Below are 20,213 nucleotides of genomic sequence, written 5' to 3'. Positions count from 1 at the left end.
TCCATTAGCAACACCCTTTTAGCCTGCATTAGTGACCTCAATGCAGGCTTTTTTTGGGTCTGATGTTAGAAGCGGGCGTTTACCCCAATTCCGATAAGGAACTCATCTGCTAAATCTTCATCGGAAAATCGCTTAACCCCGGCGAAGTTAGCGGCGAAGTTGTTGGAGATTTGCCACCAATATTTCGTCGACAGGTTAAACAGGTTGATGCTGTCATCATAGCTGTATGTGTAAACGGTATTATCCTGGGTGGGCAACTGGGCTTTTGCATCGCTATTGAACCAGCTATAACCGGCGCCAACGGACCAGGCCGGGGTTATATACCAGTCGGCGCTCAGGCTCACGTGAGTCGTGTCATTTTCATAGCGACTCTCTATCGATTGGGAAGGTATGACACTGCTGCTTTCTAGTTTGCCATATTCGATCTGGGCTTTTAGATCTAAGCCTGTGGTCGATTGCAGCGGGAAGTAGGTACGGATATGAGCGCCATAGAGACTATTGTCTAGATCGTAATTAACGACTTCCTCTGTGCTCAGGCTCCAAGAATCTGAGTTACCTTGATACTGGTAATAGATGGCGACTTCGGAGCTGTCGTTAAAATAGTAGCCGAAGTTGATGCCATAACCGGTTTGATCTTCATCTATAACCGATGCAATCAAATCGTCTTGAGCCACATCGAGATAGAGATAATTGGCGCCGATAAACCATTTGGAGTCCATCACATATCGGCCATCCACTGTGTAGCGAACCGTATCGTCATAGGCGTTTTCCTGAGCATACATACCGCCAAGATAGGAGGATTGCGCTAGGAATCCCGCCAGTGCATGGGGGGCATTGTTCTTCTCTACAGGTTTAAAATAGAAGCGGTAGTCAAGGTTCCAGACACCGTCCTCGAAGTGATCTGTGTCGGTGCCGAAGCTCACATTGGCTTCATGTTGAAAGGTATTAACGGCTTCACCGGCAAACGCCTGTGTCGTTAACCCTAGGAGGAGAGGGAGTGTGAGTAGCTGTTTTTTCATGTTCTTCTTCCTTGTAGTTATATTGGCAGCGTCCATGCTGTGATAACACTCAGCTGCCCGTTATAATCTTGCTTTAAGACGAGCCATTGCCCAGCGCCGGATTATATTTGTTAATTGATTGTTGTGTAAAGGTTTGATTTTTATGCGTGAGTTTTAAGTGGCCGAGTCGTGTAATGCGTCAGCTCGGTTAGATATCGCACTCAGCCATCGCTATTGAGGATCTTGTGAGCCGTCCCGTTTGCCCCCAATGCCAATACCCGGTAAATGCCTGTCTGTGCGACAGCATTCGTCCGTTATCTACCCGCGTCGAGCTGATCGTGTTGCAGCACCCCAGCGAGGTGTCTCATGCTAAGAACAGTGTCAAGCTGATGCAGGCGGTGATGGGGGAGCAGTTGCGGTTGGTGGTGGGAGAGACGCCGGAAGATTTTGCCGATCTCAGAGCCTATCTTGCGGCGCAAACCCGGCCTGTGTGTCTGCTCTACCCCAGCGAAACCAGCCAGCCGCTCGAGGCCTCGGTGCCAGATCATGAGGCGATCTTGTTGCTGCTCGACGGCACCTGGCGCAAGGCCTACAAGTTGCTGCAGCTAAATCCTTGGCTGCTTGAGTTTACTGGGGTACATCTGGATCTCGACGCCCCCTCCAAGTACACCATACGTAAGGCCAAACGCGAGGATAGTCTGTCGACCCTGGAGGCGGCGGCGCTGGCCATAGAGACGCTAGAACCTGGCTGCGATGTGTCGCCACTTCATGACGCCCTGGCGGCCCTGGTGGAGAAACGCTTGGCGGCCATGCCCGCGGCGGTGAGGCAAAGATACGAGCCCAAATAACTTGGTGATAAAACTGTGAACCAGCTATAGGTTGCCGGAAAAGCCTATGGGGTAGATCACGATAATCTGAAACGAATTAAGGTCTAATAGCCTGAGTCACTCAAGATAGAGTGGTCAGATAGCTGTGTCAGTTTACTGTCCATGCAGGGAGGCAGTATGCCCTCGAGGCGCTGACACAGTTATCGGTTCAATGCAGGATGAAGTTTGCCTTGGTGAACTGCTCCGCCGCCGTCGGATAACCATAAAAGTACCCCTGGGCGAACCCTTGGCCCATGCCCGCCAATATCTGCTTCTGCTCCAGCGTCTCGACCCCTTCCACCACAAATTGGATCTTTAGCGCCTGAGCCAGCTGTATCATGGCCTGGCAGAGCTCGCGCCCTTGGGGATCGTTGAGTCGCTCGGCGAAGCCCGCATCTATCTTGAGCGTGTCTATGGGCAGGCTGCCCAACTTGCTGAGGGAAGAGAGCCCGGCGCCGAAGTCGTCGATGGCGATACGCACCCCTAGAGCCTTGAGGTGATTGAGAGTGGCTTTCACCCGTTTGGGTTGGCGCAGCAGGGCCGATTCGGTGATCTCCAGTACCAGGCCGTTGGCGGGCAGGCCGCTGGATTCGAGCGCATGGGTCACCTGCTTCACAAAATCCGGATGTTCCAGTTGGGTCGCCGACACATTCACGCAGGCCTGAAGTGGTTTATCTATCTCGCTGCGCCACTTGGCGACCTGCTCACAGGCAGTGGTGAGCACCCACTGACCTATGTTGATCAACAGGCCGGTTTCTTCCAGCAGGGGGACGAAGTCGCTGGCTTCGATTATCTCTGTATCACTCTTGTGCCAGCGCAGCAGCGCCTCGACTCCCAATACCTGGCTGCCATCGAGATTGACGATCACCTGATAGGCCAGCTGGAACTGGTTCAGGCTAAAGGCATGGCGCAGGTCGTTGATGGTTTTCAGCTTGTATTGGGCATCCCTGTGCATCTGGCTGTCGTAGAAGAGCACATGGTTAGGGCTCTTCTTGGCACAATACATGGCGGTATCGGCAAAGCTGAGCAGTTGCGCGGCCTGGTCGCTATGTTCGGGGAAGCAGGCTATGCCTATGCTGGTCCCCAGGAAGAACTTCTGACCGTTGATCTCGAAGGGCGCGTCGAATATCGCCAGAAGCTGCTGCGAGATGGCCTCTATCTCCTCGCTATCCTGGCAATCGTTTAACACCAAGGTAAATTCGTCGCCGCCGAGACGGGCGATATGGGCATTGTCGATGCAGCTGGCCTCGAGGCGTGCCGCGACCAGTTGCAGTACCTTGTCGCCTGTGGCGTGGCCGAAGCAATCGTTCACATTCTTGAAGCCGTTAAGGTCCATAAACATCACGGCGCCCGGCTTACCGCCTACCTCCATGGCATCGGCCAGTACCTGATCCAGATGCAGCTTGAGCTGGTGGCGATTGGGCAGGCCGGTCAGGGTGTCGACCATGGCCTGCTCGGTCAGGCGCGACTCCAGCCGCTTCTTGGCGCTGATGTCGCTAAATAGGGTGACATAGAAGATCTCACCGTCTATCTGTAGCTTGCGGCAGCTCTTCCAGGCGGGAAACTGGCTGCCATCGGAGCGGGTCTTCAGGGTCTCGCCCTGCCAGCTGCCGCGATCTTCCAGGCTCTGTAGGAAATCGGTTTGTCTTTGGCTGGCCTCGCAAAATCCCTGTAGATCCAGCGGACTCTTATTCAACAGTTGGTCGGCGCTATAGCCGCAGATGCGGCACATCGCCTTGTTGACCGCGATTATCTCATGCTGGTGGTTACTGATGTAGACGGCTTCGGCGCTGTCTTCCAATATGCTGGAGACCAACTGTGCCGGCAGGCGATCGAATCCGTTGGATACCGTCTCGCGCCGTTTTGCCCTGCGATCGGCGGGGTCGAAACGCGCCAATATCACTTGGCTGCCCTCATGATCTGCCGGCAACATGGTGACCTTGGTGGGCAGCTCACGCCCCAGTTGGCTCATGTGCAGCCAGTTGATGCTGACCACCTCGCCCTGATGGACGCGTTCGATCAGCTGCTGCGCCACCTCTATGCTGTTGATGCCGCTGGCCTGGATCCGTGGGGAGAAGTCGTAGGGGGTGGCCGTGATGAAGCTGTCGCGCTGGGTGTCGAAATAATCCAGCGTGCCCTGACTGGCCCCGATGAAGGCGTGTCCCTTGAGAACGGCTAGGTAAGCGCACTCATCCTGGCGCCAACTGTCGAGTTGCCGCTGAATCTCAGGCTGTGCGCTGCTAAGCTGCGCCAATAAGGTAAACCAAGGGCCCATAGGGTGCTCCAAGAGATGGCTCGCAAATGGGGCATAGAGCAGCTTTATATCTTGCCTGCGCTGGTCTTCTCTGTGCCAATTGGGTTAAAAATACCGCGAATCGATAAGAGACTCAAACCTAAGGACAGGTTTTCGCATGGTTTTTCAGTCATTTTTATGACATTTGTTAACAAATGCCTTCGGGAAGCCGAGCCTGAGGTTTTTCAGCTTTGCGCTCGCGATAGTGCTAGAATCACCACAGACCCTCATCTGGTTAAGGATAACTGTCATGTTGACCCGCTCAATTTCTTGTATCGTCTTGGTGTTGCTCGCTAGCCTGAGCTGGGATCTGGCGGCGAAGGAGCATAAGCGCATGAGCCCTAAGGCCGAGGAGGCCAGCAAGATTGCCCGCCAGACGGAGGCGGAGCAGCTGGAGAAGGCCAGAAAGGCGGCCAACGCCACCCAGGCGAGAGAGCAGGCGGTGCTCGAACGTCAGCAATCGGGTGAATGGCAGGAAGACCAGCGCGAGAAGGCGCAGCGTCAGTTTAACGAGCGCGAGAGTCGAGAGTCTAAGTACTTAAAAGAGGCGCGCGAAGCCGCGGCCCAAGAAAGAAAAATTCCCAAACCCCAAAGCTAATTGGAAGCCCTGTGAGTCTTTGTCCCCTTTGTCATAGTGATAACCTGGCGTGCTTTCATCGCGATAAGCACAGAGCATATGAGATCTGTAATCAGTGCCAGCTGGTGAGCGTTCCCGACCAGTACCTGTTAAGTGCCGAAGCCGAGAAGGCATTTTACGATCATCACCAAAACGACAGTAAGGATCAGGGCTATCGGCGCTTCCTGGGGCGCACCTGGTTACCCCTGAGTGAGCGACTGACCAGCGAGCATAGAGGGCTGGATTTTGGCTGTGGCCCGGGGCCGACCATCAGCGTGATGGCGGGCGAGGCGGGGATTACCATGGATAACTATGATCTCTACTACTTTCCCGACGAGCAGCTGCTGAAGCAGCAATATGACTTTATCACCATGACAGAGGTGATAGAGCATGTGGCCGATGCCTCGGCCCTGCTGAAGAGGCTGGATGCCATGATGAAGCCGGGGGCCTGCCTGGCTGTCATGACCAAGCGGGTGCTGGATGAGACCGCCTTTGCCAACTGGCATTACAAGCAGGATCAGACCCATATCCGCTTCTACAGCACGGCCACCTTCGAGTGGATCGCTAAAGCGTTTAACTGGCGGCTCGAGGTGATCGACAAGGATGTGGTCTTCTTTACTAAACCCTAAGCCTAAGATTAAACCTCAGATTAAGTCTCAGATTCAGCATCAGGTCGTGGCCTTAAAGACTCATGTTTAGGGCTATGCCTTAGGCTGCTGCATCAGGTGATTGATGATCACCTTCTGGGCAAAGTCGCCCAGCGTCTCCTCATCCTGACTCTCATCTAAGATGAAGCCATATTGATACTGGCTGCGCCCCACGCCTGGAGGCTGGATGTTCTTGAGTAGGATAGGCACGCTGAGGGTCTCCAGCGACTGTTCAAACTTGACCTGTAAACGATAGCCCTGATTCAGGGCGCCTCCCTCAATCTCATCACCTATGTAGGCGCCGCCCTTGACCGAGATATCCTGCAGAAAGCCGCTGGAACAGACATGGGTGGAGTGGCTCTCTGCCGTGCGCTCATGTATCGAGGCGGCCAGATTGACCGGAATGCGGCAGTGTTGTCTCAGGGCTACGCTCTGCAGCACCTTGGGGTATTTCACCACTAACCAGCGCCCGGCATTGTTGAGCAGGGTCTTGATCTGACTGCGAAAGGCGAGGATGTTGGCCTCGGGATCGTCGCTGTTGATCAGGCGCACCACCACACCTTGTCCCTGGGTAATATAGTCCTGGGCGGCCTGCCAGTATTTGTCCTGGCCAAGGGCGAGAATGATGGCGTTGTCCGGGTCTATGCCGATCAGCCGGGTCTTGAGCCTGATGGGCCTGAGCGGCGTAAGCACCTGCAGCTGCGCCTCTGTGTTGCAGTTGATACGGTTTAGGTAGGCTAAATCGATCTCTGTGGCTTGTGGCAAGGCGTACTCTCCCTCGGGTTAGGTGTCGTCATACTTGTGTCTTAGCATGGCACAAAAGCAATAAGTTACAATTCTCTCGCGTGATACTGGCTACAACAGACTTGATCTTATTTATAATTTCGCCTCTTATAGTTGTCGATGATTGGGGGCTCACAAACGATGCCACCAGATACCGAGAAAAATTCTATCTGCTCACGAATGAGGGAACGACAGATGATGCGAAAGATTATCGCACTGTGCCTTTCCATTGGGGGAATCCTCTCCTCCATGGGGGCGCAGGCAACTCAAGCCGAAGACATAAAAAGCTTCACGTTAGATAATGGCATGAAAATCATGGTGCTAGAAGACGCCTCGATCCCAAATGCCAACATGTATCTATTTTGGAAGGTGGGATCCCGCAACGAGGTGCCGGGCATCACGGGGATCTCTCACTTCTTCGAACACATGATGTTCAACGGCTCGAAGAAATTTGGTCCTAAGATGTTCGACCGCACCATGGAGGCGGCGGGCGGCGCCAACAACGCCTACACCACAGAAAACCTGACCGTCTACACCGACTGGTTCCCGGCCAATGCCCTGGAGACCATCTTCGATCTCGAGGCCGACCGTATCGCCCATCTGGATATCAATCCTGAGATGGTAGAGAGCGAGCGTGGCGTGGTCGCCTCCGAGCGCACCACAGGCCTGGAAAACTCTAACTGGCGCACCCTGCAGGAAGAGATCAAGGGTGCCGCATTTCGCGCACACCCCTATAGCTGGTCTGTCATAGGTCACGAGTCGGATATCGCCGCCTGGACCCAGGACGATCTGGTGCAGTATCACAAGACCTACTATGCGCCCAACAACGCCGTAGTGGTGATTGCCGGTGATGTAAAGCTTAACGAAGTCAAAGCCTTGGCCAACAAGTACTTTGCGCCGATCCCCGCCCAGACTCCGCCCCGCGAGGTGAAGACGGTCGAGCCTTTGCAGAAGGGTGAGCGCCGCGTCTTCGTACAGAAGGCCTCGGTCAGCACGCCGAACGTGATGCTGGCCTACCATGTGCCGGCGACCTCGAATCAGGACTACTACGCCCTGGACTTGTTGTCTTCTATCCTGACCACGGGCAACAGCTCGCGCCTGTATCAAGGCTTGGTGGAGAAGCAGGTGGCCATCGAGGTGGAAACCTATATGCCGATGAGCTTCGACCCTAACCTCTTCTATGTGATGGGCGTTGCCAACCCAGGCATCACAGCCCAGGAGCTGGAGAGCGGCATGATCGGTGAGATCAACCGTATCGCCCGCGACGGTGTGACCCAGGATGAGCTTGAGAAGGTGAAGAATATCAAGCTGATGAATTTCTACCGCGCCATGGAAACCATTAACGGTAAGGCCAACACCTTAGGGACCTACGAGCTCTATTTCGGCAGCTTCGACAAGCTGTTCAATGCGCCTGAGGCTTATAACAAGGTGACCCCAGAAGATATTCAGCGTGTTGCGCAAACCTATCTACGTCGCGCCAACCGCACCGTTGCCGTACTGGCGGCCACAGAGGAGAGTGACCAATGAAGACCCTATTGACTCAAATTCCCCAAGGCTTTGCCAAGCTGGGCACGGCGGCCATGGTGGCCGGCGCCCTGGCACTCTCGGGCTGCGCCGCGACGACAACGAGCCAGACGGTCGACACCGGCAGCTTCAGCATGCCCGCCTACGAGCAGTATCAACTGAGTAACGGCATGACTGTCTATCTGATGCCACAGACAGAGGTGCCGCTGATCACCGTCAGCGCCGTGGTGCGCGCCGGTGCGGTCAAGGACACCACCTCAGGGGTGGCCAACATGACAGCCAAGTCCTTGTTGCTGGGCGCTAACGGTAAGAGCAAGTCAGATATCGAGCAGATGGTTGACTTCTTAGGCGCTTCAATTGCCGCCGATGCGGGTAAGGAAGGCAGCTTTATCGATGCCGACTTCATGGCGAAAGACACAGACAAGATGCTGCCTCTGGTGCGGGATCTGCTGCGCGCCCCTGATTTCGACGGCGGCGAGTTCGACAAGCTGCGTCAACGTGAGATGGCGGGCCTGGCCCAGGAGAAGGAGAGCCCACGCGTGGTGATCCATCGCTACTTCGACAAGCTGGTATTTGGCGATCACCCTTACGGCAATCCGGCATCGGGTACCCGTGACTCGCTGGCCGAGTTGACGGTTAACCAGCTGCGCGCCTTCCACAAGAGCTATTATCAGCCACAGAACATTGCCATCTCGGTCGTCGGTGATTTTAAGCCAGGCGAGATGAAGGCAAGACTCGACAAGCTGTTTGGCGATTGGCACAACGGCGAGGCGATCGCCAAGCAAGACCTGGCCAAAGGCCAGCCGTCGCTGGATGCCAGCAAGGTGCTCTTGGTCAACAAGGGCGATGCCATCGAGACCACCTTCCTTATTGGTGGTAAGGGCATTAGCCGTAACAATCCAGATTACGTTGGGCTGCAGGTGGTCAACACTATCCTGGGTGGCCGTTTCACCTCATGGCTCAACGACGAGCTCAGGGTGAATGCCGGCCTGACCTATGGTGCTCGCTCGGCCTTTACCCCCTATTCTCAAGGGGGCGTATTCAGGATCAGCACCTTCACCAAGAGCGATACTACCAAGGAGGCGATCGATCTGGCGCTGAAGACCTATTCGCGTCTTTGGCAGACGGGGATAGATCAGCCGACCCTGGACTCGGCCAAGGCCTATGTGAAGGGGCAGTTCCCGCCTAAGTTCGAGACCAGCGAACAGCTGGCCGGCCTGCTGTCGAGCATGTACCTCTACGGTTTCGACGATAGCTTCATCAACGACTTCCAGAAGAATGTCGATGGCCTGACCCTGGCGGAGACCCAGCGTCTGGTGAACAGCTACTTCCCACAGGATAAGCTGCAATATGTGCTGATCGGCAACGCCAGCAAGATCGCCGATATCGCCGCCCAGTATGGTGAGGTGAAGCAGGTGGAGATCAATGCGGTCGGCTTCTCGCAGTAAGGATTGTTAATAAGAGATAGCTAGTTAGGCTAAATCATAAAGGCTCGTCGGCTAACGCTGACGGGCCTTTTTTATCGGTGAATAGCACCAGCATATACGGGTTAGCGGTTCGCATTTCGATGGGCTTTCATCTAGGGTTAACTAACGCCTTAACTAACACCTTAACCAAGTCTTAGCCCAGCCCTATCAGGAGATGCCCATGACCCAGGTTATACTGCCTCGCTGCGACACATGCGCCTGTGATGACACCGACTGGTGCCACCTGCAGGAGACCACTAAGCTGCTGCTATTGGCGACGGCGCAGATAGAGCTATCGCTCACCGATGGCGATCATAACGTCACCGGCCTAGGGCAGCTGTTTACCCAGATGGCCGGGCATTTCACCGAGGTCAATCGACACCTTCATGGTATGGCCGATACACCAGCGGAGATTCTGGCCCACAGCGACAGCCTGATGCAGGCAATCGACAGCGGGGTGATGGCGTTTCAGTTCTACGATCGCATCTCCCAGCGGCTGAATCATGTGATCACCGCGCTGAGCCTGATGGAGGCCATGCTGGGGGACGAGCAGCGGCGCCACTCCCAGGCGGCGTGGGCAAATTTGCAAGGGGAGATACAGGCGCATTATTCTCTCGATTGCGAACGGCAGATGTTTGCGGCCCTGCTTGAGGGCGTGCCGATACACGAGGCGCTAAACGCCTATCGAGAAACTCATTTACACCAAACAAAACAAGATGTTGAACTATTTTAAATCGCTCATTTTATTCTCAGCTATCTTACTCTCGCCTTCGGTTTCGGCGGGCAAGATAGCTCTGCCCGACTTCTGTCAGGCCCTGGCGGGGAGCTGGCAGGGGGAGGCCTCCAGGCCCAAGGGCCAGGTAAAAGCGGTACAGGTGCAGGGGCTATGTAGCGGCGATCGGCGTCAGCTGACACTCTCGGTGAGCGAACACGCCAGCCACCCGCTGAGCGAGACCTGGTGGTTTCGCGAGGGAGATGGCGAGATAAAGCTTACCTATTTCAACGGCGTCGACCCGGATAAGACGCTTTATTTTACCCTGTATCGGGAGGAGAGTGGCTTCTCCCTGCTGGGCAAGGGCCTGGTGCAGCAGCGCCCGGCGATGATCCGCTTAAGCTTCGCGCCGCAGGGAGATGGCTGGTTATGGCTGCAGAAGGTGCAATATCTGGATCAGGACGATGACGACTATCAAGTCTATCGCGGCATCGCCCTTAATCCTGCCTCATAAACTCCACAGCAAGGGTTTAGCAGGCGCCCTCATAGCCGAGCTGACGCCAGGCCTCATAGCTGATGATGGCGACCGAGTTAGACAGGTTGAGGCTGCGGCTGCTGGCGGCCATGGGGATGCGCAGGCGCTGGCTGGTGGGAATAGATTCTATGATTTCCATCGGTAGGCCGCGGGTCTCGGGGCCAAATAGCAAGACATCGTCCTTCTCGAAGGCGATTTCGCTGTGTGGGCGACTGCCCTTGGTGGTGCAGGCCATGATGCGCTTGCCGGCCATGGCGCTCAAGAAGCTCTCGAAGTCCTTGTGGCGGGTAACCCGGGTCAGATCGCTATAGTCTAGCCCGGCGCGGCGCAGCTTCTTCTCTTCAAGATCGAAACCCAATGGCTCGATAAGGTGTAGCTGGCAGCCGTTGTTGGCGCACAGGCGGATGATATTGCCGGTATTGGGGGCAATCTCTGGCTCATAGAGGGCGATATGGAACATCTTGGCTTACCTTTGAACGGATGAGCGGCGATTATAAGGGAAATGGGGATGGGGGAAAACAGCCCTTTTGCAGAAGGTTGTGGCCTGACTGATGAGGGGAGGCTGGTTAGTCGTTGTGGCTTTTATCCGCTATCGACCTATTGCCTATTTATTGCCTAAGGCAGATCACCTAGCCTTGATTGATGGTATTAAGGCCAGGGAGTGTATATGGAAAACATTGGCAGATTGCGGGATTTTGTTCAGTCCTTTACTCGGCTGGTCGAGCAGGTCGGCGGCGATGAGGCGCGTATCTTTTCCGACGGCAAGTCGCTGCTGTCGGAGCTTATTGCTCATGATGACTGGCTACCCCATGCTTTTGCTCAGCCGAGTATTGAGAGCTATCGGCAGTATCTGCTCTACTGCGATCCTCTGGAGCGTTTCTCTGTGGTGAGCTTCGTCTGGTCACCGGGGCAGACCACGCCCATTCATGACCATACTGTGTGGGGTATGGTGGGCGTACTGCGCGGCGCCGAGCGCTGTGAGGAATATGAGCTGGACGAGGCTGCGGTTTGCTTGCGGGCCAGCGGTAGTCATGAGTTGCCCGTTGGCGGTGTCGATCTGGTCTCGCCCGATATCGGCGATATCCATAGGGTTTCTAATGCTCTATTGGAGGGAGTATCAATTAGCATTCATGTCTATGGCGGCAACATAGGTGCGGTGCAGCGCCATGTTTATGACCCCGATACCGGGAGTAAGAAGCCATTTATATCTGGGTATTCGAATAGTGTGATGCCGAATATATGGGATCGCTCCGGCGAGTAGGCCGATGGAGAAAGCTGGGCGACTAGCGCCTAGACTGAATATCCTTTACTGTGGCCATGCATCAGGAGTTAGCCAATCGGTGCAATTAGCTTAGAATGATACATTGGCTAAGTAATAGATTAAGTAATGGACTAAGTAACGGATTGAAGTCATGGAAGAAAATGTTGTAAAGCAAGAAGGCTGTTACCTCTCCACATTAGAGCATATGCAAACCTTTGTCGGCCGATGGTTTTATATCTATACCGATAGGGGCGAGCTAACGCTGACAGCTGAATCGATAACATTTAAGAGTCAGAAAAACGCATTTGTTATCCCCTTGAATTCAATCTCTAATATTGAATCTGGGATTTACCCACGCACGGCTAAACCTTTTCCTCTCAAGTACATAAAGATCACCTACAGTGATGAGGGAGAAAGCCACGCTTTGATGTTAACGCCCTGCAAGTCAGGGTTCTCGTCTGTTTGGAAAACGAATAAGTCGGTAGAAAGTTGGTTGTCGGTATTGGATGGGGTGGTGTCGACACTCCAGGATATTCATAGCTAACCTCACTACATTAGGGCTCTAGTTGTCACGGTTTAGCGTCTGACTGAGTTAATGTTTGATAGGGATTTGAAGGTCGATCATTCAAATTCTGTCAATAGCCTGCGGCTCGCTTATGTGCAGATACATCTGCTACACGCCGTGAATCCGTCCTTGGAGGCTCGACGATGGCATCCCTGCCATCGACGTCCGCAGATGCATCTACACTCGGTATCTATCGTTTCTTCGATTTGGCGGTGTTGGGGAGAGAAGGGAGGTAAAGCGCTGACTTATTTATGCCCTAAAATGAGTTAGCTCGTTGTCGGTGGTTCAGCAACGAACCTACTTTCTGATCTAAAGATATTCATCGTTACACTCCTGTGATGTAATTCACTACCCCCCATTAAAAACTGAATCAGCATACTGTCATATTAAAATTATAAGGATTTTGAACGATTTTTAGCCTGTATTCGTGCGCGTTTTTCTGGATGGTTTATTTGAAGCAAAGGTGATAACTTCTTTGTAATACAATCAGTTAATAATGCGCATTTTCACTGCTCTAACGAGGTAAATGCACATGCCCACTAATAAAATGTTATGTGCCAAGGTAAATACTATGAAATTCCTGTTTATTCTGACATTACCATTGTTCGTTGCGTGCACAGGAACACAAACATATGCAACATTTCGGGCCGGCTCAGATAGTTTTAGTACACTTGATAATGTTTTTGAACGTAGTTTATGCAATGGTGAACAAGACACCGTTCAAGTCAAAATTCATTTTGATCAACGTGACGGTGTAGAAATGTTGGAGCTAGCTAAAGAGGATATAACAAAAGGAACTATAGACTCAGATGAAATAGAGCAAATCTGTGTTAGTAGCTACCCGTTTGAGGTGACTATTTTTAACATTAACTCTCGTACGTCGACCTCTTGTTTTACTCTGTTAGACAATGAGCAGTCCGAGTTTGTGACATTTGTAAAGTCATCACCGGAAGTGCAAAGCTTACCAAAGTCAAACTGCAGGTATTATTGAGCAATGGCACATAACAATAAAATTAAGTCACTCGCTATCGCTCGCTGGCACGCTAACATGCAGGGCCGCTTAGCTATTATGCCCTACGCGTTATCGCCCCTTATTTAAGAGTTAGGTGTATCAGAGGGTTTAGATGTTGAAATCACTATTCTTATCTTTAGCACTTCGAGAAATAAATAAAGGCGGTACGCATTTTTATTCTGCTATATCCGCTTCGACAACTCTGTCATTTTTTATACTTCTAAACTTGTGGTCAATGTTACTGTTTAGCGAGTATTTCTTTGGCGGTTTAGTTACAAGTCTAAACAATGTTTTATTTAGCGAGAAGCATTATATTGCTACTGTCGTAATTGCGTTTTTTGTCGTTATGGCAATCATCTATCAGCGCTATAATAACTTGAATTTATTTTTATTAGCTAAACAGCATCAAATTCGTAATGCTAAATGTGTTGCTTATGGCGTTATTAGCAGTATTGTATTTATATGTGCTTTACTGGTGGATGTATAAGTGAAAGGTGTAAGATATTGATTTAATTGGTTAGTTTGTCGCATCTGATTTTCACAGGTTTTTCGAGTCGCTCAAGTTTAGCTAACTCAATTTTCCCAATAGGCGGGTGTTAAATGTCAGAGAAAATACATACCACATGCAATAAATGGCTCGAGGAGCTTGAGGAAGAAGCTAAGATTTGTGTCTCAGATGAAATCAATGAAGAGGCACAATCAAATATGGTGTCGTTTGGCTTTAATCAAGAACTGCTCAAAGAGTTGGGTAGAGAATCAGCAGAGGAGTTTTTAACCGGTTGTGCAGATCTTTACCAACGAAAGAGCCGTGATCTAAATATGATTTTCTATGCATGGTTTGAAGAGCAGGCAGGTCAAATTCGTATATCTGCGGTTAGTCAATCTCATGGTAAGTTGCCTTTTTCCTGCAAATTAAATTTAACTGACTTGAGCCAAGTGGTAAATGGCATCTACTCCGAAAACTCTGGCTTGTATACAAAAGGTACTCTGGATGTTTGGTGCCAAAATATTTAACAAGTGTATATTGTCTCCCAACGAGTTGGGACGGCTTATGCTGCGCTTCGGCTGTCCCAAATGTGGGCATTAGGTAAACATGGCAAGTCACGGAAGAATTCTAAAAATTGGTAGGAGTATTGGCGCTATTTCGGTAGCTTTGTTCTGCTTGTTGCTTTTCCCTAGCCCTGCTTTTGATGCTTGCTCGGTTGAAAACAATGCTTTTATTTGCGGATATTGGCCTGATTTACTGACCGGTTTCTTATTTGTGAGTTGCGGCTATTTATTGGGGCCTCGAACAAAAGCTCACAACTCAATCTTACTAGTGTTGTTTATATTTTTTGGTAGTGCTGAAACTATCCGCTTTAGCGGTCTTAGTGATGCGTTTGTTTACGCTCCATATCAAGAGTTCTATTATGGTGGTTTTATCGCTATGTTTTGCTGTTATTGTTCTATGTCGTTAAGGATAAAATGGCAAAGTGTACCTAACAAGTACCATTGGGGAATGGATGGAAAATGCTTGCCATGTGCTCCTTTGTTGCAAATGTGGTTAAGTGATTTTTTTGGTCTCTTATACGGGCGCTAACTGGATGAAAATAGTTTGACTACATATTTCGAAGTTACGACAAACGCAAGTGTCGACTTATTGATAACACCAATTTTTATTTTTTTACTAATCACGATTGTTCTCAAGTATCCAGTGTTCTCGGAGGTCGCATCTAAAGTAACCAAAATAAAAAGAGTTACTTTGGTTCGTGCATTCACAGGTTTAATGGCTTTTTGGGTAATAGCCTTTATTTTTAGTTATATGAGGCAAGTCGAGTTGCAAAATATAGTCGAAAATAAAACGTACTCAAATGTCAAAGGTTGCCTAACAAATTACAAGGTGAAAAAGCCAAAGCAAGGTACTATTGTCGAGTCTTTTAATGTGGGGAATGTTGATTTCGAGTTTTCAAACTATGATGACCCATTATATTTTCATAGCAAAGATCACTTGGATAATTTTCTAAAAGATGGGCAATGTGTATCCATCGACTATGTGAAAAAAGGTGGAAGTAACAAAATTATAAAGATATCCAGTTCAAGTTAGCGGTATCTTTATGAAAAGATAGAGCCTGCCGGGATTGTGTCCCGGCAGGCTCTATGCTTTTAACGGATAGTGAGGTTAGAAGAAACCTAGCGGGTTGACGTCGTAGCTGACGAGCAGGTTCTTGGTGTTTTGGTAATGGCTGAGCATCATCTTGTGGGTCTCGCGACCTATGCCTGACTTCTTGTAGCCACCGAAGGCGGCGTGGGCAGGGTAGGCGTGGTAGCAGTTGATCCATACGCGTCCGGCCTGAATGCCGCGGCCCATGCGCTGGGCGCGGTTCATGTCGCGGGTCCAGACGCCTGCGCCCAGGCCATATTCGGTGTCGTTGGCGATGGCCAGCGCCTCGGCCTCATCCTTGAAGGTGGTGACCGAAATAACGGGGCCGAAGATCTCCTCCTGGAAGACGCGCATCTTGTTGTGGCCCTTGAGTATGGTGGGTTCGATATAGAAGCCGCTGCTCTGATCGCCAGACAGCTGGCAGCTGGTGCCACCAATTAGCACCTCGGCGCCCTCGTTGCGGCCTATCTCCAGGTAACTTAGGATCTTATCGAACTGTTCCTGGGAGGCCTGGGCACCTACCTGGGTGTCGGTATCCAGCGGGTTGCCCTGCTTGATCGTCTTGGCGCGGGCGATCACCTTGTCGATAAATTTGTCGTAGATGGACTCGGCGATCAGCACACGTGACGGGCAGGTACAGACCTCGCCCTGGTTGAAGAAGGCCAGTAGCATGCCCTCAACCGCCTTATCCAGATACTCGTCTTCCTGTTCCATCACGTCGGCAAAGTAGATGTTGGGCGACTTGCCGCCCAGCTCGACGGTGGAGGGGATCAGCGACTCGGCGGCGCACTTGAGGATATGGTGGCCAATCTGAGTCGAGCCGGTGAAGGCCAGCTTGGCGATGCGCTTGCTAACCGCCAGCGCCTGACCCGCCTCGGTACCGAAACCGTTGACGACATTGAGCACGCCGGCGGGCAGCAGATCCTGAATGAGTTCGACCATCACCAGGATGGAGACGGGTGTCTGCTCGGCGGGCTTGAGCACTATGCAGTTACCGGCGGCCAGCGCCGGAGCGATCTTCCAGGCGGCCATCAGCAGCGGGAAGTTCCAGGGGATGATCTGGCCGACGACGCCCAGCGGCTCGGGGAAGTGGTAGCTGACGGTGTTGTTGTCGATATCGGCGGCGCTGCCTTCCTGGGCGCGGATACAACCGGCGAAGTAGCGGAAGTGATCCACAAACAGCGGCAGATCCGCATTCAGGGTTTCGCGTACCGCCTTGCCGTTCTCCCAAGTTTCGGCCACGGCCAGAAATTCCAGATTTTGCTCGACGCGATCGGCGATCTTCAGTAGTAAGTTGGAGCGTTCGGTCACCGAGGTCTTGCCCCAGGCATCCTTGGCGGCGTGGGCGGCGTCCAGCGCCAGCTCGATATCGCGCTCGTCCGATCGGGCGACCTGGCAGAACACCTGGCCATCGACGGGTGAGCGGTTATCGAAATACTCCCCGCCCACAGGCGCGACCCACTGCCCCCCAATGAAGTTATCGTAACGGCAGTTGAAGTTAACTATGGCATCTGTCGTGCCTGGCTTGCTGTAGATCATCTTGAGCTTCCTTGTATGGTTTTTGTCTTGTCGAAAGACGCCTCTGCCGGGCGCCCTATTTTTATGTTTAAAAAACAACAGGTTTAAATTTTTTAGCTGTGCCCCATTTGAGTGTCATGCTTGTGTTCAATAGGGCGCAGACTCCGATTAGCTAACGCAAAGCCTAGGCCAAACTGGCAGGAGTTGTGATGTGGCTGGAGTAACAGTATGATGAAAAACTAATTTTTGATGTCCGAATGTGCGTGGTCCAGGATGGTGTAGCACTGGCAGTTGGCATGCACTGTGACATAAGTGCGCACCTCGGGTGTGCCAAAATGGAACACTGTTATGACGATAGCTCCACAGACACAGGCTTGGTTGTCTGACTCATGGTCTCGTAGTCAGGGCGCAGGGTTAAGCGAAGCCAAGTTACCGCAAGAATTACGACTCAACGCCGAGGCGCTCGCCGAGCGGCATCACGCCAACAAGCAACTCATCAATCTCACCAAACAGCATGCATTGCCCCTGTTTAATCAGATGATGGCCCACAGCCAGAGCCGGCTGATCCTCTCGGATCGCGACGGCTATGTGCTCTGCCATTGGGGCGTCAGCCGCTACTCGGACAAGCTGGCCAACGTCGCCCTGGATGTGGGGGTCAATTGGCGTGAGGAGCACAAGGGCACCAACGCCATAGGCACGGCCCTGACCGCCAGGCAGACGGTGTCTGTGATAGGCGAGCAGCACTTCATCCGTCACCACAGATTTATGAGCTGTACCGCCAGCCCCATCTTCTCCCCCGAGGGAGAACTGCTCGGCGCCATCGACATCACCAGCGAGCAGCAGCGTCACACCCAGCAGACCCTAGTGCTCATCGCCAGTCTGGTGCAACAGATAGAGACGGCGCTCTTGTGTCATCTGCCCGGCAGTCACTACCGCATCGATCTCGCCGAGCAGGCGTCGCTGATCACCTCAGGCTGGCAGGGGATAGTGGTGGCCAATGTCGACGGTAAGCTCTTGGGCTGCAACGCCATGGCCAAGCGTCTGCTACACAGGCCGCGCATCGGCGACGATATCGACCGTCACCTGGGTGCGAGCTGGAACAGCGGTGAGCAGGTGTGTCAGGACCAACGCCTGCACCTCAAGACCCAGCAGCTGGTCGAAACTCGGCCTAGTCAGCTGGTGAGCCAGCAGATAGGCGTGCGTTTTCGCGACCCTAAGCTAGAGCGTGCCTGGCAGCAGGCCAACAAAGTGGTGGGGCGCAATATTCCTCTGCTTATCTGCGGCGAGACAGGGGTGGGCAAGGAGCAGTTTGTGAAGAAGCTCCATGGACAGAGTGCCCGCGCCCAGGCGGCCCTGGTGGCGGTTAACTGCGCCGCGCTGCCCGCCGATCTGGTGGAGTCTGAACTCTTCGGCTATCAGGCCGGGGCCTTCACCGGCGCCTCCCGTCAGGGGTTCGAGGGCAAGATACGTCAGGCCGACGGCGGCTTTCTGTTTCTCGACGAGATAGGCGAGATGCCGCTGGCGACCCAGAGCCGCTTGCTTCGGGTGCTGCAGGAGCGCGAGGTGGTGCCTGTGGGCGGCAATCGCAGCTACAAGGTGGATATTCAGGTCGTGGCCGCGACCCACGCGGATCTGCGCCAGCTGGTGAGTGAGGGGGCGTTTAGGGAGGATCTCTACTATCGCCTCAACGGCCTGCAGGTGTCACTGCCGCCCCTGCGTCAGCGCAGCGACATTGAGCGCATCATTCACAAGCTGCATAGGCGCTATCGTCAGGCGCCGCAGCAGCTCTGCCCTCAGCTGCTAAGGCGTCTGCTGGCCCATGACTGGCCGGGCAACCTGAGGGAGCTGGATAACCTGATGCAGGTGGCCTGTCTGATGGCCGATGGCGATCCCGAGCTCAACTGGCAGCATCTGCCCGACACCCTGCAGGCCCAGCTGCAGGGGCCTGAGCAGGCGGACGAGCAGATGGCGGCCTGCGAGAGCGAGCTTAGCCTGATGGTCAACGCCAATATCGTCTCCAGCTTCCACAGATTTGAGGGCAATGTCAGTCGCTGTGCCAAACACTTAGGGATCAGCCGCAATACCTTGTATCGAAAACTCAAGGCCTTGGGGCTCAAACCCTGATCTAGCTATGCGCAAGCTGCATGCAGTTCATGCAAAATGTGCAGTGTATTCATGATGGCAGATGCACTAATCTGTCAGTCCATTTTGTTGTTAAGGAGGCCCCATGTTCAAGGCGCTCGTATTGACCCAGCTAGATAGACAGACCCAAGCCGATGTGAAACTGCTGCCTGAGAGCGATCTGCCCGAGGGTGAGGTGCTGGTGGAGGTGAGTTACTCATCGCTCAACTATAAGGATGGCCTGGCGATCACCGGCCTTGGTAAGATCATTCGCGAGTTCCCCATGGTGCCGGGCATAGACTTCGCCGGTGTGGTGAGCGAGTCGGCCGACTCTCGTTTTCAGCCCGGTGACGAGGTGATATTGACTGGCTGGGGTGTTGGCGAGAACCATTGGGGCGGCATGGCTGAGAAGGCGCGTGTCAAAGCAGATTGGCTGGTGCCCATGCCTAAGGGCTGCGATGGTGCCAAGGCGATGATGATAGGCACGGCAGGTCTAACAGCCATGTTGTGTGTGCAGGCGCTACAGCAAGCGGGGGTTAGCCCTCAGCAGGGGGATGTGTTGGTGACAGGTGCCAGCGGCGGTGTCGGCTCGGTGGCCGTGACCTTGCTGGCTCAGCTTGGCTATCGCGTGGTAGCCAGCTCGGGCCGCGTCGAGGTTAACGGCGACTGGTTAAGATCTTTAGGTGCCAGTGAAGTGCTTGATCGTAGCGAGCTTGAACTGGATAGCCGCCCACTGGAGAAACAGCGTTGGGCTGGTGTGGTCGATACCGTAGGCAACAAGGTTCTGGCCACGGCGCTGGCGCAGATGAAATACGGTGGTAGCGCCGCCATCTGTGGTCTGGCGGGCGGTTTCGCCCTGCCGACAACCGTAATGCCTTTTATTCTGCGTGGGGTTAATCTGTTGGGGATAGACTCTGTTGCCTGCCCGATCGACAAGCGGATAAAAGCTTGGGATCAGGTGCTTGAACTCCTACCCGAAAGCTACTATCAGCAGGCCTGCCAGACCATAGGCCTTGAGCAGCTGGGCGAGTACGCCGACAAGATAGTCAAAGGTAAGGTCACCGGCCGAGTATTAGTTAAGGTGTAGCCTTTACTCTCAGATATAGAAGTGGCCATTTGGCCACTTTTTTTTGCCTGCTCATCGGCTAATGGTATC

21 protein-coding genes are annotated in these 20,213 nt (G+C 53.1%); 16 read left to right on the top strand and 5 right to left on the bottom strand.

Annotated elements, in window-relative coordinates:
* Nucleotides 1-65: 65 nt before the first annotated feature.
* Complete coding sequence (locus K0I63_RS18600) at nucleotides 66-1,019, bottom strand: porin family protein (RefSeq protein ID WP_220081990.1); 954 nt, start codon at nucleotides 1,017-1,019, stop codon at nucleotides 66-68.
* 224 nt (nucleotides 1,020-1,243) lie between these two features.
* Here K0I63_RS18600 and K0I63_RS18595 point away from each other — a divergent pair, with 224 nt between their 5' ends.
* Entirely contained in the window at nucleotides 1,244-1,846 is a 603-nt protein-coding gene (locus K0I63_RS18595) for a tRNA-uridine aminocarboxypropyltransferase (protein WP_220081989.1), read from the top strand.
* 187 nt (nucleotides 1,847-2,033) lie between these two features.
* On the opposite strand, the gene K0I63_RS18590 is transcribed toward K0I63_RS18595, so the two are convergent.
* Nucleotides 2,034-4,139, bottom strand: coding sequence for a putative bifunctional diguanylate cyclase/phosphodiesterase (locus K0I63_RS18590; RefSeq protein WP_220081988.1), 2,106 nt, complete (start codon nucleotides 4,137-4,139; stop codon nucleotides 2,034-2,036).
* A 268-nt stretch (nucleotides 4,140-4,407) separates the two neighbouring features.
* On the opposite strand from K0I63_RS18590, the gene K0I63_RS18585 reads away from it, so the two are divergent.
* Nucleotides 4,408-4,755, top strand: a complete 348-nt coding sequence (locus K0I63_RS18585) for a hypothetical protein (RefSeq protein ID WP_220072534.1) — start codon at nucleotides 4,408-4,410, stop codon at nucleotides 4,753-4,755.
* 11 nt (nucleotides 4,756-4,766) lie between these two features.
* Entirely contained in the window at nucleotides 4,767-5,402 is a 636-nt protein-coding gene (locus K0I63_RS18580; RefSeq protein WP_220081987.1) for a class I SAM-dependent methyltransferase, read from the top strand.
* 72 nt (nucleotides 5,403-5,474) lie between these two features.
* On the opposite strand, the gene K0I63_RS18575 is transcribed toward K0I63_RS18580, so the two are convergent.
* The gene (locus K0I63_RS18575; RefSeq protein WP_220081986.1) at nucleotides 5,475-6,185 is read right to left on the bottom strand and encodes a flagellar brake domain-containing protein; all 711 of its coding nucleotides are present in this window, start codon (nucleotides 6,183-6,185) and stop codon (nucleotides 5,475-5,477) included.
* 213 nt (nucleotides 6,186-6,398) lie between these two features.
* Between K0I63_RS18575 and K0I63_RS18570 the strand changes: the two genes are divergently transcribed.
* From K0I63_RS18570 to K0I63_RS18555, 4 genes are all read left to right on the top strand, one after another.
* A complete protein-coding gene (locus tag K0I63_RS18570; protein ID WP_144201490.1) occupies nucleotides 6,399-7,730 on the top strand; it encodes a M16 family metallopeptidase in 1,332 nt (443 codons plus the stop codon).
* Nucleotides 7,731-7,783: 53 nt separating this feature from the next.
* On the top strand, nucleotides 7,784-9,175 hold the full coding sequence (locus K0I63_RS18565; RefSeq protein WP_398351676.1) for a M16 family metallopeptidase: 1,392 nt from the start codon (nucleotides 7,784-7,786) through the stop codon (nucleotides 9,173-9,175).
* A gap of 199 nt (nucleotides 9,176-9,374) precedes the next feature.
* Nucleotides 9,375-9,926, top strand: coding sequence for a protein-tyrosine phosphatase family protein (locus tag K0I63_RS18560; protein ID WP_220081985.1), 552 nt, complete (start codon nucleotides 9,375-9,377; stop codon nucleotides 9,924-9,926).
* Complete coding sequence (locus K0I63_RS18555; RefSeq protein ID WP_220081984.1) at nucleotides 9,910-10,419, top strand: single stranded DNA-binding domain-containing protein; 510 nt, start codon at nucleotides 9,910-9,912, stop codon at nucleotides 10,417-10,419. Before K0I63_RS18560 ends, K0I63_RS18555 begins: the two co-directional genes overlap by 17 nt.
* A gap of 16 nt (nucleotides 10,420-10,435) precedes the next feature.
* Here K0I63_RS18555 and trmL read toward each other — a convergent pair whose 3' ends face one another.
* Nucleotides 10,436-10,900, bottom strand: a complete 465-nt coding sequence (trmL, locus tag K0I63_RS18550) for a tRNA (uridine(34)/cytosine(34)/5-carboxymethylaminomethyluridine(34)-2'-O)-methyltransferase TrmL (RefSeq protein ID WP_220081983.1) — start codon at nucleotides 10,898-10,900, stop codon at nucleotides 10,436-10,438.
* 207 nt (nucleotides 10,901-11,107) lie between these two features.
* On the opposite strand from trmL, the gene K0I63_RS18545 reads away from it, so the two are divergent.
* The 7 genes from K0I63_RS18545 to K0I63_RS18515 all read left to right on the top strand — a co-directional run bounded on the left by K0I63_RS18545 (nucleotide 11,108) and on the right by K0I63_RS18515 (nucleotide 15,361).
* Nucleotides 11,108-11,701, top strand: coding sequence for a cysteine dioxygenase family protein (locus K0I63_RS18545; protein ID WP_220081982.1), 594 nt, complete (start codon nucleotides 11,108-11,110; stop codon nucleotides 11,699-11,701).
* A 151-nt stretch (nucleotides 11,702-11,852) separates the two neighbouring features.
* A complete protein-coding gene (locus tag K0I63_RS18540) occupies nucleotides 11,853-12,245 on the top strand; it encodes a hypothetical protein (RefSeq protein WP_220081981.1) in 393 nt (130 codons plus the stop codon).
* A gap of 592 nt (nucleotides 12,246-12,837) precedes the next feature.
* Nucleotides 12,838-13,257: a hypothetical protein gene (locus tag K0I63_RS18535; RefSeq protein ID WP_220081980.1), complete on the top strand. Its 420-nt coding sequence runs from the start codon at nucleotides 12,838-12,840 to the stop codon at nucleotides 13,255-13,257.
* 133 nt (nucleotides 13,258-13,390) lie between these two features.
* The gene (locus tag K0I63_RS18530) at nucleotides 13,391-13,765 is read left to right on the top strand and encodes a hypothetical protein (RefSeq protein ID WP_220081979.1); all 375 of its coding nucleotides are present in this window, start codon (nucleotides 13,391-13,393) and stop codon (nucleotides 13,763-13,765) included.
* 113 nt (nucleotides 13,766-13,878) lie between these two features.
* Nucleotides 13,879-14,292 carry a hypothetical protein gene (locus K0I63_RS18525; protein ID WP_220079329.1) on the top strand — a complete coding sequence of 138 codons (414 nt, stop codon included), beginning with the start codon at nucleotides 13,879-13,881 and terminating at the stop codon, nucleotides 14,290-14,292.
* Between the two features lie 79 nt (nucleotides 14,293-14,371).
* The gene (locus K0I63_RS18520) at nucleotides 14,372-14,857 is read left to right on the top strand and encodes a hypothetical protein (RefSeq protein WP_220081978.1); all 486 of its coding nucleotides are present in this window, start codon (nucleotides 14,372-14,374) and stop codon (nucleotides 14,855-14,857) included.
* A gap of 162 nt (nucleotides 14,858-15,019) precedes the next feature.
* Entirely contained in the window at nucleotides 15,020-15,361 is a 342-nt protein-coding gene (locus tag K0I63_RS18515; RefSeq protein WP_220081977.1) for a hypothetical protein, read from the top strand.
* Between the two features lie 75 nt (nucleotides 15,362-15,436).
* Here K0I63_RS18515 and exaC read toward each other — a convergent pair whose 3' ends face one another.
* Complete coding sequence (exaC, locus tag K0I63_RS18510; protein WP_220081976.1) at nucleotides 15,437-16,957, bottom strand: acetaldehyde dehydrogenase ExaC; 1,521 nt, start codon at nucleotides 16,955-16,957, stop codon at nucleotides 15,437-15,439.
* Between the two features lie 327 nt (nucleotides 16,958-17,284).
* Between exaC and K0I63_RS18505 the strand changes: the two genes are divergently transcribed.
* Nucleotides 17,285-19,060: a sigma-54-dependent Fis family transcriptional regulator gene (locus tag K0I63_RS18505; RefSeq protein ID WP_220081975.1), complete on the top strand. Its 1,776-nt coding sequence runs from the start codon at nucleotides 17,285-17,287 to the stop codon at nucleotides 19,058-19,060.
* 103 nt (nucleotides 19,061-19,163) lie between these two features.
* On the top strand, nucleotides 19,164-20,144 hold the full coding sequence (acuI, locus tag K0I63_RS18500) for an acrylyl-CoA reductase (NADPH) (protein WP_220081974.1): 981 nt from the start codon (nucleotides 19,164-19,166) through the stop codon (nucleotides 20,142-20,144).
* Nucleotides 20,145-20,213: the final 69 nt, after the last annotated feature.

It is taken from the genome of Shewanella rhizosphaerae (assembly GCF_019457655.1).
Lineage (GTDB): Bacteria > Pseudomonadota > Gammaproteobacteria > Enterobacterales > Shewanellaceae > Shewanella > Shewanella loihica.
The sequence above is the reverse complement of the archived record's forward strand: the minus strand, read 5'-3'. Positions and strand labels throughout refer to the sequence as shown.

Excerpts from the sequence above, each read along its gene's own strand:
- K0I63_RS18525 (WP_220079329.1), top strand. The coding sequence starts at position 13,879 with ATGTCAGAGAAAATACATACCACATGCAATAAATGGCTCGAGGAGCTT.
- acuI (WP_220081974.1), top strand. The coding sequence starts at position 19,164 with ATGTTCAAGGCGCTCGTATTGACCCAGCTAGATAGACAGACCCAAGCC.
- K0I63_RS18590 (WP_220081988.1), bottom strand. The coding sequence starts at position 4,139 with ATGGGCCCTTGGTTTACCTTATTGGCGCAGCTTAGCAGCGCACAGCCT.
- K0I63_RS18600 (WP_220081990.1), bottom strand. The coding sequence starts at position 1,019 with ATGAAAAAACAGCTACTCACACTCCCTCTCCTCCTAGGGTTAACGACA.
- K0I63_RS18565 (WP_398351676.1), top strand. The coding sequence starts at position 7,784 with ATGGTGGCCGGCGCCCTGGCACTCTCGGGCTGCGCCGCGACGACAACG.
- K0I63_RS18505 (WP_220081975.1), top strand. The coding sequence starts at position 17,285 with ATGACGATAGCTCCACAGACACAGGCTTGGTTGTCTGACTCATGGTCT.
- exaC (WP_220081976.1), bottom strand. The coding sequence starts at position 16,957 with ATGATCTACAGCAAGCCAGGCACGACAGATGCCATAGTTAACTTCAAC.
- K0I63_RS18545 (WP_220081982.1), top strand. The coding sequence starts at position 11,108 with ATGGAAAACATTGGCAGATTGCGGGATTTTGTTCAGTCCTTTACTCGG.
- trmL (WP_220081983.1), bottom strand. The coding sequence starts at position 10,900 with ATGTTCCATATCGCCCTCTATGAGCCAGAGATTGCCCCCAATACCGGC.
- K0I63_RS18520 (WP_220081978.1), top strand. The coding sequence starts at position 14,372 with ATGGCAAGTCACGGAAGAATTCTAAAAATTGGTAGGAGTATTGGCGCT.
- K0I63_RS18560 (WP_220081985.1), top strand. The coding sequence starts at position 9,375 with ATGACCCAGGTTATACTGCCTCGCTGCGACACATGCGCCTGTGATGAC.
- K0I63_RS18570 (WP_144201490.1), top strand. The coding sequence starts at position 6,399 with ATGATGCGAAAGATTATCGCACTGTGCCTTTCCATTGGGGGAATCCTC.
- K0I63_RS18535 (WP_220081980.1), top strand. The coding sequence starts at position 12,838 with ATGAAATTCCTGTTTATTCTGACATTACCATTGTTCGTTGCGTGCACA.
- K0I63_RS18555 (WP_220081984.1), top strand. The coding sequence starts at position 9,910 with ATGTTGAACTATTTTAAATCGCTCATTTTATTCTCAGCTATCTTACTC.
- K0I63_RS18585 (WP_220072534.1), top strand. The coding sequence starts at position 4,408 with ATGTTGACCCGCTCAATTTCTTGTATCGTCTTGGTGTTGCTCGCTAGC.
- K0I63_RS18530 (WP_220081979.1), top strand. The coding sequence starts at position 13,391 with ATGTTGAAATCACTATTCTTATCTTTAGCACTTCGAGAAATAAATAAA.
- K0I63_RS18540 (WP_220081981.1), top strand. The coding sequence starts at position 11,853 with ATGGAAGAAAATGTTGTAAAGCAAGAAGGCTGTTACCTCTCCACATTA.